Genomic DNA, 13233 nt, shown 5'->3' on the forward strand with positions numbered 1-13233 from the left:
TCCCTGGGGAGTGCATGTCGAAGTCATCGAACGAGCAGGCCGGGTTTCTCGCCGGGATCCGTGTGGTCGAGCTGGCCGACGAACTCGGGGAGTACTGCGGCCGGGTGCTGGCGGGCCTGGGGGCCGACGTCGTCAAGGTCGAGCCGGTCGGCGGCGAGAGCACCCGGTCGATCGGGCCGTTCTACCAGGACGTGGAGGGCCCTGACCGCAGTCTTCATTTCTGGCACTACAACCTGGGCAAACGCTCCGTCGTACTGGACCTGGACACCGGCGCGGGGCGGGCCGACCTGGCCCGGCTGCTCGCATCGAGCGACGTGCTCCTGGAGACACGGCCCCGCGGCTACCTCGCGGGCGTCGGGTTCGACGCGCGGCGCCTGGCGGAATTGAACCCTGGTCTGGTGCACGCGCGTATCACCGCGTTCGGCGACGACGGGCCGTGGGCTCACTACTCCGGCAGCGACCTGATCCACCTGGCGCTCGGCGGGGTGATGATGAACTGCGGGTACGACCCCGAGCCCGACGGGCACTACGACCTGCCGCCGGTGGCCCCGCAGATGTGGCAGGCCTACCACATCACCGGCGAGATGATGGCCACCTCCGTCATGGCGGCGTTGTGGCACCGCGACCGCACGGGGGAGGGCCAGCGGGTCGAGACGTCCGTGCACGAGTCGGTCAGCAAGAACACCGAGACCGACCTGCCCAACTGGATCTTCCAGCGGCAGACGCACCGGCGTCAGACCTGCCGCCACTCCCTGCCCACGCCCGGAGCCCCCGTGCTGGCGGCCACCAAGGACGGCCGGTGGATGTTGCCGTACAACACCTACCTGCCCGGCCGCTCGACCACGTGGCGGGCGACCGTCGACATGCTGGAACGCCACGGTATGGCCGACGACCTGGCCGACGAGAAGTACGAGGACGGCGCTTACCGCAACTCGCTGCCCGCCCGCAAACACATCGCGGCCGTCTTCGGCGCCTTCGTCGGAAGGTTCCTGAACGATCGGGAGATCTGGCGCGAGGGGCAGCGGGCCGGTCTGCCGTGGGCGCCCATCCGGCGGCCCGAGGAGAACCTCGCCGACGAACACTGGGCGCGGCGCGGCACGTTCGTCGAGATCGACCACCCCGAGCATGGGCGCGGCTTCACGTACGTGGGGGCGAAGTGGGTCTGCGACGAGGTGCCGTGGAACCTCGGCAGGCGCCCGCCGCTCCTCGGGGAGCACACCGAGGAGGTCCTCGGCTCGGCGCTCGAACCCCAGGTCCGGCCGGAGACCCGCGCCGAGACCGGTGAGCCGTTCGCGCTGCGGGGTGTCCGGGTGCTCGACCTCGCCTGGTTGCTGGCCAGCGCCGGGGCCGGGCGGTTCTTCACCGCCCTGGGCGCCGAGGTGATCAAGGTCGAGCACTCGTCCCGCTACGACGGCATGCGCTTCGGCACCGCCTTTCCCCCGCTCGGGGGACGCGCGGAACGGGACGCGGCCACCGGTCCCATCCCCAACCCCCAGGCCCCTGGCCCGAACCGGTCGGGCTCCTTCATGGAGATCAACTCCGGCAAGCTCGGCCTGAGCCTCAACCTGAAGACGCCACGCGGGATGGAGATCCTCAAACAGCTCATCGCCCGCGCGGACGTCGTGATCGAGGGGTTCTCGCCCGGCACCATGGAGCGGATGGGCCTCGGCTACGCCCAGCTCCGGAAGATCAATCCGTCGATCGTCTACGTGCAGCAGTCGGGCATGGGGGAGCGGGGCTCCTACAGCACCATGCGCAGTTACGGGCCCACCGCGCAGGCGTTCTCCGGTCTCAGCGACATGTCGGGGCTGCCCGAGCCGTTCGCGCCCGCCGGGATCGGCTACTCCTATCTCGACTGGTTCGGCGCGTACAACATGAGCACCGCCATGATGGCCGGCCTCTATCGCAGGCAGCGCACGGGTGAGGGCTGCTACATCGACGCCTCCCAGGTCGAGACCGGGCTCTACCTGACCGGCACCGCGATCCTGGACCACAGCGCCAACGGCCGCCGCTGGTCCCGGTACGGCAACCGCTCGCCGTACAAACCGGCCGCGCCGCACGGGGCCTACCCGGCGGCCGGTGATGACCGGTGGATCGCGATCGGGTGTTTCACCCAGGCCCAGTGGGAGTCCCTCGCCAAGGTGATCGGCGTGCTGGAGGACGCGCGGTTCGCGGACCTGCCCGGCCGCCTGAAGCACCAGGACCTGCTCGACCGGCTGGTCGGCGAGGCCACCGCCGGCTGGGACGCGTTCGAGCTCATGGAGACCCTCCAGCAGAACGGCGTCCCGGCCGGCGTCTGCCAGACCGCCCAGGACCGATACGAGACCGACCCCCAGCTCCGGCATCTGAACTGGCTGGTCGAGCTGGACCAGACGGAACTCGGCCGGTGGCCGGTCAAGGAGCTGCCCGTGCGCTTCGAGAAGACCCCGTCCCACATCGGCGGTCTGATCAACCGCTCCGGCCCGAACTACGGAGAGGACACCGACCACGTGCTCGGCACCCTGCTGGGGCTGGACACCGCCGAGATCGCCGCGCTGCGCGCGGACGGTGTGGCCTGAGCCAGGCCACCCGAGCGACCACACCACCATTCCGCTGCGAACGAGAGAAGACCCATGACCGAAATGCTGAACTACAGCGGCCGCACCCCCGAGTCGATCAAGGGCATCAAGGTGATCGACGCCGACACGCACCTGACGGAGCCCGCCGACCTGTGGACCCGCCTGGCGCCGGAGAAATACAAGGACCAGGTGCCCCGGGTGGTGTCCTCGGCCGGACGGGAGATCTACAACCCCCACAAGGGCCGGATGGAGTCGGCCGACATGTGGATCTGGGTCGTCGGCGACAACGTGATGGGCCGCGCCGGAGGCGGGTCGGTCATCAACCACCAGAACGTGAAACACAAGGGCCCCGGCTTCACCCACTGGCCGCTCACCGAGGTCTCCCCGGCGGCCTCCTTCCTGGAGCCCCGTCTCGACCTGATGGACGAGGTCGGCATCTGGGGCCAGATCATCTACCCCAACGTGGTCGGTTTCGGCGGCCAGGCGTTCAAGGCGATCGAGGACCGCCGGCTCCGGCTGCTCTGCGCCCAGATCTGGAACGACACGATGATCGAGCTCTACGAGAACTCGAACGGCCGCCTGCACGGCATGGCGATGATCCCCTGGTGGGACATCGAAGCCGCGGTCAAGGAGACCCAGCGGGTGCACGCCCAGGGCCTCAAGGGCGTCAACATCACCTCCGACCCGCAGCACCAGGGCCTGCCCGACCTGAGCGACCTGCACTGGGAGCCGCTGTGGGAGGTGTGCGAGTCGCTCGGCATGCCGATCAACTTCCACGTGGGCGCCAGCGACACGGGCGTCCAGTGGTACGGCGACTCGCCGTGGCCCAGCTTCGAGGAGTCCAAGCGCCTGGCCATCGGCTCGGCGATGCTCTACCTCGGCAACGCCCGGGTCGTCGCCAACCTGATCTTCTCCGGGATCCTGGAGCGGCACCCGAACCTCAGGTTCGTCTCGGTCGAGAGCGGCATCGGGTGGATGCCCTTCCTGCTGGAGGCGCTCGACTATCAGGCCGACGAGGCCAACGTGCGGTTGTCGATGAAGCCCTCGGAGTACTTCCACCGGCAGATCTACTCGTGCTTCTGGTTCGAGAACCAGACGTTGCTGCGCGACATCGACTTCGTCGGCTGGGACAAGGTCATGTTCGAGACCGACTTCCCGCACCCCACGTGCCTCTACCCCGAGCCGCTCAAGCAGATCGGGGTGACCCTGGAGAACGTGGACTTCGCCAAGCGTGAGGCGGTGCTCAGCGGCAATGCCGCGAGGCTCTACAACATCGACACTTCCCGGGACTGACCCCCGGGAAGGAGACGGCGGGCCATGCCCACGCATGGCCCGCCGTCTCGTGTCCGTCAGCAGGCATAGACGCGGACATCGGCCCGTTCCGCGCAGGAGAGGACGCCGCGGGAGACGAGCACGTCGAGGTGGGCGAGGGTCTCCGATACGGCGAGCATCTGGTTGAACGGATCGAGTTCCTGGAAACGCCGGCCCCGGCTCGTCCAGGCCAGCGCCCTGGCGACGTCGTAGCCCGTCGTACCGGAGGGACGCACCTCGGTCCGGCACAGCGCCAGCCTGTTCTCGTGGTGCGCCAGCAGTTCGGCGGCCCGCTGGTGAACGCTTGGTCCCGGCGCCCCGTGGGCCGGGAGCATCGCCATGTCGGGCAGTTCGCGGACCCGTTCGAGGGAGTCGAGGAAGTCCCGCAGGGGCAGATGGGCCTGGACGCCCTCGAATCCGATCGACGGTGTGATGTGGGGGAGCACGTGGTCGCCGGTGAAGAGCAGGCCGCGGTGGCGGTCGGCGAAGACGAGGTGCCCCCGCGTGTGGCCCGGCGTGTGGATCGCTTCGAGGTGGCGCTTCTCGTCGACCGGGATGCGCTCGCCGCCGGTCAGCCACTCGTCCGGCGGTTCCCAGGCGTGCGGCTCCATGGCACGGCCGAATCCGGCCGCCAGCAGGTCCTCGGCCAGCTCGCCGGCGTCGGCCCGGCGCAGCAGGGCCAGCATCGACCTGCCGTCCGGCCCGGCCATCGCACGCTCCAGCGATTCACGTTCGAGCGCGCCGAGGGCCACCCTGCTCCCGTATTCGCGCCGGATCGTCACGGCCTGCGTGTAGTGGTCGCGGTGGACGTGGGTGACGACGAACCGCGAGATGTCGGAGAGGCTGTGGCCGAGCGACCGCACCGCCTTCTCCAGCGCCTCTCGTGCCGCCTGCAGCGCCCAGCCGCCGTCGACCAGCAGCAGCCCGTCGGCCGCTTCGAGCGCGTAGACGTTGACGGCTCGCAAGCCGTCCTGAGGCAGCGGGAGGGGAATGCGGTGGACACCGTCGCTGACCTCATGGGCGCCGGGCACCGTCCAGTCGTCGCAGGGGTGCGCCATCCTTCACCCTTCATGTTTCACGATAGAAATTTGTATACTAATCATACAGTAGCAATCATTTCTCCGGCCGGTGGACACTTGCCGACCGGCCGCGTGCTAAGTAGTCTGACCGATCAGTGCACCAATCGTCCAAGCAGGGAGTGCCCGATGAGTGTCGCGCAGGAAGCCCGGCGAACCGGCGTGGACGCGGAGATCGTCGAGGCGGTACGACGCTATGTCCGCGCGGAGGTCGCTCCGGTCGCGACGCGCTTGGAACGGGAGGGCGCCCACCCGTTGGTCTTCGGCCCGGCACTCGCGGAGATGGGCCTCTTCGGCGCCGGGATCGACGAGAGGTACGGCGGTCTGAGCCTCAACGAGGCGACCCGGGTCCGGATCGTGGAGGAGCTGGCGTACGCGTGGGCGTCCCTGGCCGGCACCGTCACCACGATCTGGGTCGCCGGAGGACTGATCCAGACCTTCGGGACCGAGGAGCAGAAGGAGCACTGGCTGCCGAAGCTGGCAGCGGGGGAGGTGATCGCGTCCATCTCGCTGTCCGAGCCGCACGCCGGCAGCGACACCAGCGCGCTGCTGTGCCGGGCCGTACTCGACGGTGACGAGTACGTCATCGACGGGTCGAAGACATGGGTCACCAACGGATCCAAGGCGAACCTGATCGTGCTGGCCGCCCGCACCGGTGACCGCCTCTCCGCGTTCCTCGTCGAACGGGATCCGGCCACGCCCGCCGCGACGCTGTCGGTCTCGCGGCCCTTCGACAAGCTCGGGCACCGCGCGTCGGACACGGTGGAGATGGCCTACAGCGGTCACCGGATCCCGGCCTCCAGCCTGCTCGGCGGGCCGGACCTGCTCGGCCGTGGCCAGCACGCCTTCCTCAACCGCATCGACGTCGGCCGGATGCACGTCGGGGCGATCGCCCTCGGGCTGGCCAGGGCCGCCCTCGACCATTCGATCTCCTATGCCGCCCAGCGGGAGGCGTTCGGCAAGCCGATCGACCAGCACCAGGCGATCGCGTTCAAGCTGGCCGACATGGCGGTGCGCGTCCGGTCGGCCGAGCTGATGCTGGACCACGCCGCCGCGCGATACGACGCGGGCGAGGACATCCAGCTCGCCTGCTCCATGGCCAAGCTCGTCTGCTCGGAGGCCGGCCTCTTCGTCACCAAGGAGGCGCTGCGCATCCACGGCGGCATCGGCTACGTCAGTGACCTGCCGATCGAGCGGTACTACCGCGATGTGCCCCTGGAGGCCATCGGCGAGGGGACCAACGAGATCCAGCACATCGTCATCTCGCGCTGGCTGAAGAAGCACGGGGGTCTGCCGCGCTGACCACCACCGACCAGAACGACAGGCAGGAACAATGACCGAACCGCCGAGTGGCATCGAAATCGTCCAGGCGTTCATGAAGCACATCAACATCGGCGACCTCGACAGCGCGCTCGCCTACGTGCACGCCGACGTCCACATATCCGAACCGCCGTCCATGCCCTATGGCGGGGAGTACCGGGGCCACGAACAGTTCGCCGAGCTGATGCGGAAGATCGGTCAGACCTGGGCGTCGTGGCGGGAGACCCCCAACCGTTTCGCGGAGTCGGGAAGCCTCGTCTTCCGGGAGTGCACCGTCCGGGGCCGGCTGCGCGGCAACGGGGTGGTCGTCGAGATGCCGTTCGTCGAGCTGTTCGAGATCGAGCGGGAAACCATCGTCGCGATGCGACCGCACTACTGGGACCCGGGTCTGCTGCGTCAGGAGCCTGGATAGGCCGGAAAGGAGCCACCATGCAGACCGCGCTCCTCAGTGGGCTCGTCATCGGATCGATCTACGTCATCGTCGCCCTCGGCTACAACCTGACGCTCGTCGGCTCAGGAGCGTTCAACTTCGCGCAGGGCGCGATCGTGATGCTCGGGACCATGCTGGCCTACCAGTTCGGCGTCACCGGTGACCTGCCACTGGCGGTCGTCATCCTGCTCGGCGCCGGGTTCGGCCTCCTGGTGGGCCTCCTGGTCGACCTGCTGGCGATCCGGCCCGTCCAGGGCCGGGGTTCACACGGCGAGCTCGTCACCACGGTCGGCGTCTCGATCGTCATCGAAGGCGTCGCCATCCTCATCTGGGGTGACCAGCCGTTCCAGGTGCGGGACCTGGTCTCGCCGACGGTCGTCGGCCTCATGGGCGGACGCGTCACGGTCGACGGGCTGGCCCTGATCGCCGTGGCCGTCCTGGTCTTCCTCGGACTGTGGGGCTGGTCGCGGTTCACCCTCTCCGGCCTGTCCTGCCTCGCGATGTCCGAGGACCGCGTCGCCGCCGCGCTGCGGGGCTTCAACGTGCGCCGCATGTCGCTGGCCACCACGGCGGCGGCCGGCGCGATCGGCGCCGCCGTCGGGCCGGCCGTCGGACCCACCACCTACGCCGTCGTCACGCTCGGCACCGCCATCACGCTCAAGTCATTCCTCGCGCTGGCGATCGGCGGGTTCGGGTCGTTCCCCGGCGCTCTCGTCGGTGGCTTCTCGGTGGGCATCGTCGAGTCGGTCTCGGCCCTGTACCTCGGCGCCAGTTTCTCCGCCGTGGCCCTGTTCGTGGCCCTCCTGTTGGTACTGCTCCTGAAACCGACCGGATTGTTCGGCAGCCGACAGCAAAGGGTGGTGTGATGAAGATCCGCGGAGTGGACGTGACGCTGACCCGTTACATGTGGATCGCCCCCCTTGTCGTCGGCCTGTTCGTGATGGCCGGGCCATACTGGGGAGCCGGTCACAGCTTCATGCGCCAGGTGTTGCTGATCTCGATCATGGCCCTGGTGGTCAGCGGGCTCAACCTGGCCTGGGGATTCGGCGGCGAGCTGGCCATCGGCCAGGTCGCGATGTACGCCGCCGGAGCGTACCTGACCGGCTGGATGTCGATCCAGGGCTACGACATGGCGATCTCGCTGGTCGCCTCGCTGGTCTTCGTCGCGGCCCTGGGCCTGATCACCGCGCTGCCCGGCCTCCGGATCACCGGCTGGGGCCTGGCCATGTGCTCCTTCTTCCTGGTCGCGCTGATCCCGGAGACCACCGACCTGCTTGACGAGTACACCGGCGGCACCTCGGGCCTGCTGGGCATCGCCGGCCCGGTGCTGTTCGGACAGCCGCTCGGCGCCGACGGGTTCTACGTGCTGACGGTCGGCTGCCTGATCCTGTGGCTCGCGCTGATGCGCAACCTGGTCCTCGGCCGGCACGGCTCGGCGCTGCGGGTGATGCGGGAGAGCCCGGTCCTCGCCAAGTCGCTCGGCTACAGCGTCACCCGGCTCAAGGCCACGGCCTACGTCGTGGGCGCGTTGCCGGCCGGTGTGGCCGGCTGGCTCTACGCCTACCTCGACCGGTTCGTGACCCCCGACTACTTCAACTTCATGTTCGCGATCACCGTTCTCGCCGCCGCCGTGCTGGGCGGCGCCGAGACGGTGTACGGCGTCATCGCCGGCGTGGCGATCCTCCAGCTCGGTCCCAACCAGATCGAAGCGTTCGAGGAGTACACCTTCGTGGTCTACGGCGCATTCCTGATCGCCGGTGGCGTCCTGCTCACCAGTGACCGGTACCGCCGGCTGGTGCGTACGGTCAAGCGGCGCCTGGGCCTGATCCAGTCGACCGTCATCGCCAAGTCCATCGCGGAGGTCGGCGACGTGCCGCCGGTTCCCGGCAAACGGGTGCTGGTCGAGGACATCGTCATGTCGTTCGGCGGGGTGCGGGCGCTCGACGGCGTCACGATCGAGGCCGCCCCCGGCCAGATCACCGGGCTGATCGGCGCGAACGGGTCCGGAAAGACGACAATGCTCAACATCGTCTCCGGCTACTACGGCGCCGACTCCGGCCGGGTCGTCCTCGGTGACGACGCGCTACCGCCGCGCCGTCCGGAGGCGGCCGCGCTCATGGGCGTGGCGCGCACCTTCCAGACCCCGGTCGTGCCCCGGTCGATGACCGTCGCCGAGGTCGTGTCGTCGGCCCGGTACCGGCGCCACTACACCGGTGTCCTGCCCGCGATGCTGCGGCTGCCGAACTACCGAAGGTCCGTCATCGAGGACAACGAGGCCACCACCCGCTGGCTGAGCGCGGTCGGGCTGCTGCCCGTGGCCGACGCCGACGCGAGCGGCGTACCGCTGGGTACCCGGCGCCTCATCGAGGTCGCTCGCGCGTTGTGCACCGACGCCTCCGTCCTGCTGCTGGACGAACCCGCCTCGGGGCTGGGCGCCGCCGAGGTCGACGAGCTGAGCGACCTGCTGCGCGCGCTGCGCGACGCCGGCGCGACGATCATCCTGGTGGAGCACAACTTCGAGATGATCTGCGCCGTCGCCGACCGCATCTACGTGCTCGAACGCGGCCGGCTGATCGCCGACGGCACAGCCCACGAGATTCGCGACGACGAAGCGGTCGCACGCAGCTACCTGGGGTCGGTGGACCCCACCGAGGTGGTGCAGGCCCTGGCGGCTCCGCGCGCCGCCGCCACGACAGGGGAGAGGACCGACTGACATGACTGAGCTGTACCTGCGCGTCGAGAACCTCGTGTCCGGCTACGGCGACCTCACCGTCCTGCGTGACGTCGCCCTGTCCGCCTCGCCGGGCAAGATCACCGTAGTCCTGGGCGCCAACGGCGCCGGGAAGACGACCCTGCTGTCCACCATCACCGGCGTGGTCAAGGCCCAGGCCGGCACGATCGAACTCCTCGGCCAGGACGTGACGCGGACCCCGACCCACCTTCGGGTACGGCAGGGCCTCGCGCTCGTCCAGGAGGGCAAACGGGTCTTCCGCCAGCGGACCGTCGAGGAGAACCTGGCACTGGGCGGCCGGCACCTGGGCCGGCGCGACCGCGCCGCCGCCATCGAGGTGGCCTACCGCCGGTTCCCCGTGCTCAAGGACAAGTCACGGCAGAAGGCCGCGCTGCTGTCCGGCGGCCAGCAGCAGATGCTGGCGATAGCCCAGGCGCTCGTGCCGGAGCCGGAGGTCCTCATGCTCGACGAGCCGTCGGCCGGCCTCGCCCCGGTCATCGTCAAGGAGTTGCTGGCCACCGTCCGGACACTGCGGGACGAGGGCAAAGCGGTCGTGCTCGTCGAACAACTCGTCGGCGAGGCGCTCTCCGTGGCCGATCAGGTGCTCGTACTCAACCGGGGCCACGTCGTCATCGACGAACCGGCCAGCGCCGTCACCGAGGACGACGTACGGGCCATTTATCTCGGCGTCGGAGCGATGACGACCTAGCCGGGGCCGCCGTGGAAATCGCCGATCGCGGCGGTGCCGTGCTGCCCGTGAAGCAGTCAGGAGGGCTGAACTTCGTCGAAGAGGGCGAGGGCTTGGGCGGGGTCCGGGCTCACGAGGCGTTCCAGACCGGCCGCCGTGATCTTCGCCCACCTGCCGGCTCGTGCCCACATCTGTTCCTCGAAGGCGCGGACGCCCTCGTCCAGATCGCCGGGGCCGGCGACGGACTCGGCGAGTTCGGCGCCGTCCACCATGGCGAGGTTCGCGCCCACCCCCAATGGGGGCATCAGGTGGGCGGCGTCGCCCAGGAGCGTCACCCCGGGCACGTGGGCCCAGGTGTGGGACACGGGCAGGACGTGGAGGGGGCGGCGGACGAAAGCGGTGCCGCGGCGGAGGAGGTCGAGGACGGGTGCGGCCCAGCCGTCGAACAGGGCCGGCACGCTTGATCGCACAGCCTCGGCGTCGGCCAGGTCCAGGCCGTCCAGGTGCGTATGCCAGTCCAGCGGCGCGCGGAACTGGGCGTACACCTTGACGTGGCCGCCGCTGTTGCGCTGGGCGACGAGGGCGCGGTTCACGCCGTACACGGCCATGGAACCGTCGCCGATCAGCCGGGCGAGGCCGGGGTGCCGGGTGTCGACGTCATCCAGAGAGGTCTCCACCAAGGTGACGCCGGTGTACTGCGGCGTCGCGGACGAGACCGCCGGGCGGACCCGGGACCAGGCGCCGTCCGCGCCGACCACGAGGTCGAACGTCTCCTGCCGCCCGTCCGCGAAATTGACCAGCACGCCATCCCGGGTCACCGGCACCACCTCCGTCACCTTCCGCCCCCACTGAACGTCGAGAGGGCCGAGCAGCAGGTCACGGAGTTGCCCGCGGTCGATCTCGGGATTGGCCCGGTCATCCGGACGGGGTTTCCAGTCGCGGAGCACGGTCCCGTCCGTGTCCAGGATGCGCATGGCCTGCCCCTCGGGACGGGACAGCGCCTGGAACTCCGCCAGCAGTCCCGCCTTGCCCAGCGCGCGCTGGCCCAGGTTCTCGTGCAGGTCCAGCGTGCCGCCCGGGGGACGGGCGTCCGGGGCGGGATCGCGTTCGAAAACGGTGACGGGGTGATCGTGGCGGTGCAGGACGCGGGCGAAGGTCAGGCCGGCGGGACCGCCTCCGATCACGGCGATACGATGTCTCATATCGATACAGTGTATTTTTCTGAGACGGTGTATTGCAACAGTACGATGTATCCATGACTGTGTGGGACCGGCCGGAGCCGCCGACTCGCCCCGCGCCGCTCGACCGGGAGCGAATCGTCGCCACCGCCATCGCGCTAGCCGACGAGGGCGGACTGGAGGCGGTGTCGTTGCGCAAGGTCGCCGCCCGGCTCGACGTCGGTCCGATGCGGCTGTACGGCTACATCTCCACCAAGGAGGAGCTGTTCGACCTCATGGTCGACGAGATCCACGCCGAGATCCTCCCCGAGGAGCAGCCCGGCGACTGGCGGGAGGTGCTGCGCCTCCACGCCGACCTCACCAGGCAGGCCACCCTCCGTCACGAATGGCTGGCCGACCTGCTCGGCGGCCGTCCGGCCCTGGGCCCGAACGCCCTCGCCGTGACCGAGGCCACGCTGGCCGCCCTCGACGGCCTCGCCGACCTCGGCACCGTCACGCGCGCCGTGGAGACCGTCAGCGCCTACTTCACCGGCGCGATCAGGCGCGAGATCGCCGACCTGCGGGCCGAACGCGCCACGGGCCTGTCCAAGCACGACTGGCAGCGCGCCTCCGGCCCGCATGTGACGCGGATGCTGGCCACGGGCCGCTTCCCGGCGCTGGCCAGGTTCGTGCACGACGGCACGGAGGTGGACGCCGAGACGTCCTTCGCGACCGGCCTGGACTGGGTCCTCGACGCCGTGGCCGCCAAACTCGCCCGACCGCCGGCCTGACGCTTGGACGGACGCAAGAAGAAGGTCACCGAGGCACCGGCAACCTCGACCGCCCGCTGCCGATCTCCCGCTGAATCACCGTCAACACGTTGGTCCGCGACCCGGCACTATGGCGGGATCAGGCGATGAGCAGGCGCAGGCCGAGCTCCGCCGCGTCGAGGCCGGAGAGGTCGCGGTTGCGCGCGGCCCACCGGCCGGATGCGAGGTCATCACGGAGGCTGTGCACCGCCCGCTGCTCGGCATCCGGGCCGACCCTGGCCCAGATCGACATGCCGCGGCGGACATGCTCGTCCAGGTACGCCTCGGGCCGGCGCCAGAAGGCGTGGTAGAAGCCGTCAGCGCAGTCCCACGGAACGAGCACCGGCTCGGTCCGGGCTCCGATCGCACCGACCAACTCGGTCAGCGAAGGCCGGCCAGCCCAGAGGCCGGCGAACTCCGGCAGGTAGTCACGGTTCAGCCAGAAGAGATCGGCGTCACTGGCGTCGCAGGTGAACACGACCACGCGGCGAGCGACACGCCGCATCTCGCGCAGGCCCGCGATCGGGTCCTGCCAGTGATCGATGGTAGCGAAAGCCATCGCGGCGTCGAAAGACTGGTCCTCGAACGGGAGACTCTCCGCGGTGGCATCGACGCACGGCGCTGCGCCTGCGGGCCGCTGCACCCGCATGACCGCCGATGGCTCTACCGCAGTCACGTCGAGGCCGGGAGGCTCGTAGGACCCGGTGCCGGCCCCAACGTTCAGCACGGTCCGCGCATCGCCGAGCGCGGTCCAGATCTGCTCGGCGATCCGCGGCTCGGTGCGCCGCGTCACGGTGTAGGTAGCGCCGATGGCGTCATACAACTGCGCCCTGGACATCAGACTGCCTCCATCTCCGTCAGCAGATCATGCGGCACGCCGGATTCGCTCTGCAACCGCACGGGCCCGTGCGGAGTCGTGATCACGTGGCTGGAAAAGGATTGGACGGGGTGATGCTCGGGCTTGTAGCTTGCCGGTGACCGTGACACCGCCCGAGGAGGTGAGACCCATGAACGCTGTATCGATGTGGGTGCTCCCCCTTCCCATCACGGCCGGCGATTGACGTAGGTGTCGCCGGGAGCGCCTCTCCAATTAGGCACTCCCGAAAGGCAACAACCTATGGACTCTCCGCAGTTCACCGCCGAGCCGTCGTCG

Annotated in this window: 11 protein-coding genes; 8 read left to right on the plus strand and 3 right to left on the minus strand. The window is 69.5% G+C overall.

The window, feature by feature from the left end:
* Nucleotides 1-14: 14 nt before the first annotated feature.
* Complete coding sequence (locus Aple_RS00785) at nucleotides 15-2558, plus strand: CaiB/BaiF CoA transferase family protein (protein ID WP_155342456.1); 2544 nt, start codon at nucleotides 15-17, stop codon at nucleotides 2556-2558.
* Nucleotides 2559-2612: 54 nt separating this feature from the next.
* Nucleotides 2613-3851, plus strand: coding sequence for an amidohydrolase family protein (locus Aple_RS00790; protein ID WP_155342457.1), 1239 nt, complete (start codon nucleotides 2613-2615; stop codon nucleotides 3849-3851).
* A gap of 56 nt (nucleotides 3852-3907) precedes the next feature.
* Here Aple_RS00790 and Aple_RS00795 read toward each other — a convergent pair whose 3' ends face one another.
* On the minus strand, nucleotides 3908-4927 hold the full coding sequence (locus Aple_RS00795; protein WP_155342458.1) for an MBL fold metallo-hydrolase: 1020 nt from the start codon (nucleotides 4925-4927) through the stop codon (nucleotides 3908-3910).
* Nucleotides 4928-5074: 147 nt separating this feature from the next.
* On the opposite strand from Aple_RS00795, the gene Aple_RS00800 reads away from it, so the two are divergent.
* Genes Aple_RS00800 through Aple_RS00820 form a run of 5 tightly spaced genes read left to right on the plus strand, consistent with a single transcriptional unit; the run spans nucleotide 5075 to nucleotide 10135 of the window.
* Nucleotides 5075-6247 (plus strand): acyl-CoA dehydrogenase family protein, encoded by a 1173-nt coding sequence (locus tag Aple_RS00800; RefSeq protein WP_170321211.1) that lies wholly within the window; start codon nucleotides 5075-5077, stop codon nucleotides 6245-6247.
* 31 nt (nucleotides 6248-6278) lie between these two features.
* Nucleotides 6279-6677: a nuclear transport factor 2 family protein gene (locus Aple_RS00805; protein WP_155342460.1), complete on the plus strand. Its 399-nt coding sequence runs from the start codon at nucleotides 6279-6281 to the stop codon at nucleotides 6675-6677.
* Nucleotides 6678-6694: 17 nt separating this feature from the next.
* Nucleotides 6695-7561, plus strand: coding sequence for a branched-chain amino acid ABC transporter permease (locus tag Aple_RS00810; protein WP_155342461.1), 867 nt, complete (start codon nucleotides 6695-6697; stop codon nucleotides 7559-7561).
* The gene (locus Aple_RS00815; protein WP_155342462.1) at nucleotides 7561-9408 is read left to right on the plus strand and encodes a branched-chain amino acid ABC transporter ATP-binding protein/permease; all 1848 of its coding nucleotides are present in this window, start codon (nucleotides 7561-7563) and stop codon (nucleotides 9406-9408) included. The genes Aple_RS00810 and Aple_RS00815 overlap by 1 nt, the downstream gene beginning before the upstream one ends.
* A 1-nt stretch (nucleotide 9409) precedes the next feature.
* On the plus strand, nucleotides 9410-10135 hold the full coding sequence (locus tag Aple_RS00820; protein WP_155342463.1) for an ABC transporter ATP-binding protein: 726 nt from the start codon (nucleotides 9410-9412) through the stop codon (nucleotides 10133-10135).
* Nucleotides 10136-10191: 56 nt separating this feature from the next.
* Here Aple_RS00820 and Aple_RS00825 read toward each other — a convergent pair whose 3' ends face one another.
* Entirely contained in the window at nucleotides 10192-11316 is a 1125-nt protein-coding gene (locus Aple_RS00825) for an FAD-dependent oxidoreductase (protein ID WP_155342464.1), read from the minus strand.
* 53 nt (nucleotides 11317-11369) lie between these two features.
* On the opposite strand from Aple_RS00825, the gene Aple_RS00830 reads away from it, so the two are divergent.
* Nucleotides 11370-12062, plus strand: a complete 693-nt coding sequence (locus tag Aple_RS00830; RefSeq protein WP_155342465.1) for a TetR/AcrR family transcriptional regulator — start codon at nucleotides 11370-11372, stop codon at nucleotides 12060-12062.
* Between the two features lie 118 nt (nucleotides 12063-12180).
* Here Aple_RS00830 and Aple_RS00835 read toward each other — a convergent pair whose 3' ends face one another.
* Nucleotides 12181-12918, minus strand: coding sequence for a class I SAM-dependent methyltransferase (locus tag Aple_RS00835; protein WP_155342466.1), 738 nt, complete (start codon nucleotides 12916-12918; stop codon nucleotides 12181-12183).
* Nucleotides 12919-13233 lie beyond the last annotated feature (315 nt).

The sequence above is a fragment of the Acrocarpospora pleiomorpha genome, from assembly GCF_009687885.1.
GTDB classification, from domain to species: Bacteria; Actinomycetota; Actinomycetes; order Streptosporangiales; family Streptosporangiaceae; genus Acrocarpospora; species Acrocarpospora pleiomorpha.

What these genes read in the sequence shown, in the direction of transcription:
- Aple_RS00810 (WP_155342461.1), top strand. Translation starts at nt 6,695, where the DNA reads ATGCAGACCGCGCTCCTCAGTGGGCTCGTCATCGGATCGATCTACGTC.
- Aple_RS00830 (WP_155342465.1), top strand. Translation starts at nt 11,370, where the DNA reads ATGACTGTGTGGGACCGGCCGGAGCCGCCGACTCGCCCCGCGCCGCTC.
- Aple_RS00805 (WP_155342460.1), top strand. Translation starts at nt 6,279, where the DNA reads ATGACCGAACCGCCGAGTGGCATCGAAATCGTCCAGGCGTTCATGAAG.
- Aple_RS00835 (WP_155342466.1), bottom strand. Translation starts at nt 12,918, where the DNA reads ATGTCCAGGGCGCAGTTGTATGACGCCATCGGCGCTACCTACACCGTG.
- Aple_RS00820 (WP_155342463.1), top strand. Translation starts at nt 9,410, where the DNA reads ATGACTGAGCTGTACCTGCGCGTCGAGAACCTCGTGTCCGGCTACGGC.
- Aple_RS00785 (WP_155342456.1), top strand. Translation starts at nt 15, where the DNA reads ATGTCGAAGTCATCGAACGAGCAGGCCGGGTTTCTCGCCGGGATCCGT.
- Aple_RS00800 (WP_170321211.1), top strand. Translation starts at nt 5,075, where the DNA reads ATGAGTGTCGCGCAGGAAGCCCGGCGAACCGGCGTGGACGCGGAGATC.
- Aple_RS00825 (WP_155342464.1), bottom strand. Translation starts at nt 11,316, where the DNA reads ATGAGACATCGTATCGCCGTGATCGGAGGCGGTCCCGCCGGCCTGACC.
- Aple_RS00790 (WP_155342457.1), top strand. Translation starts at nt 2,613, where the DNA reads ATGACCGAAATGCTGAACTACAGCGGCCGCACCCCCGAGTCGATCAAG.
- Aple_RS00815 (WP_155342462.1), top strand. Translation starts at nt 7,561, where the DNA reads ATGAAGATCCGCGGAGTGGACGTGACGCTGACCCGTTACATGTGGATC.
- Aple_RS00795 (WP_155342458.1), bottom strand. Translation starts at nt 4,927, where the DNA reads ATGGCGCACCCCTGCGACGACTGGACGGTGCCCGGCGCCCATGAGGTC.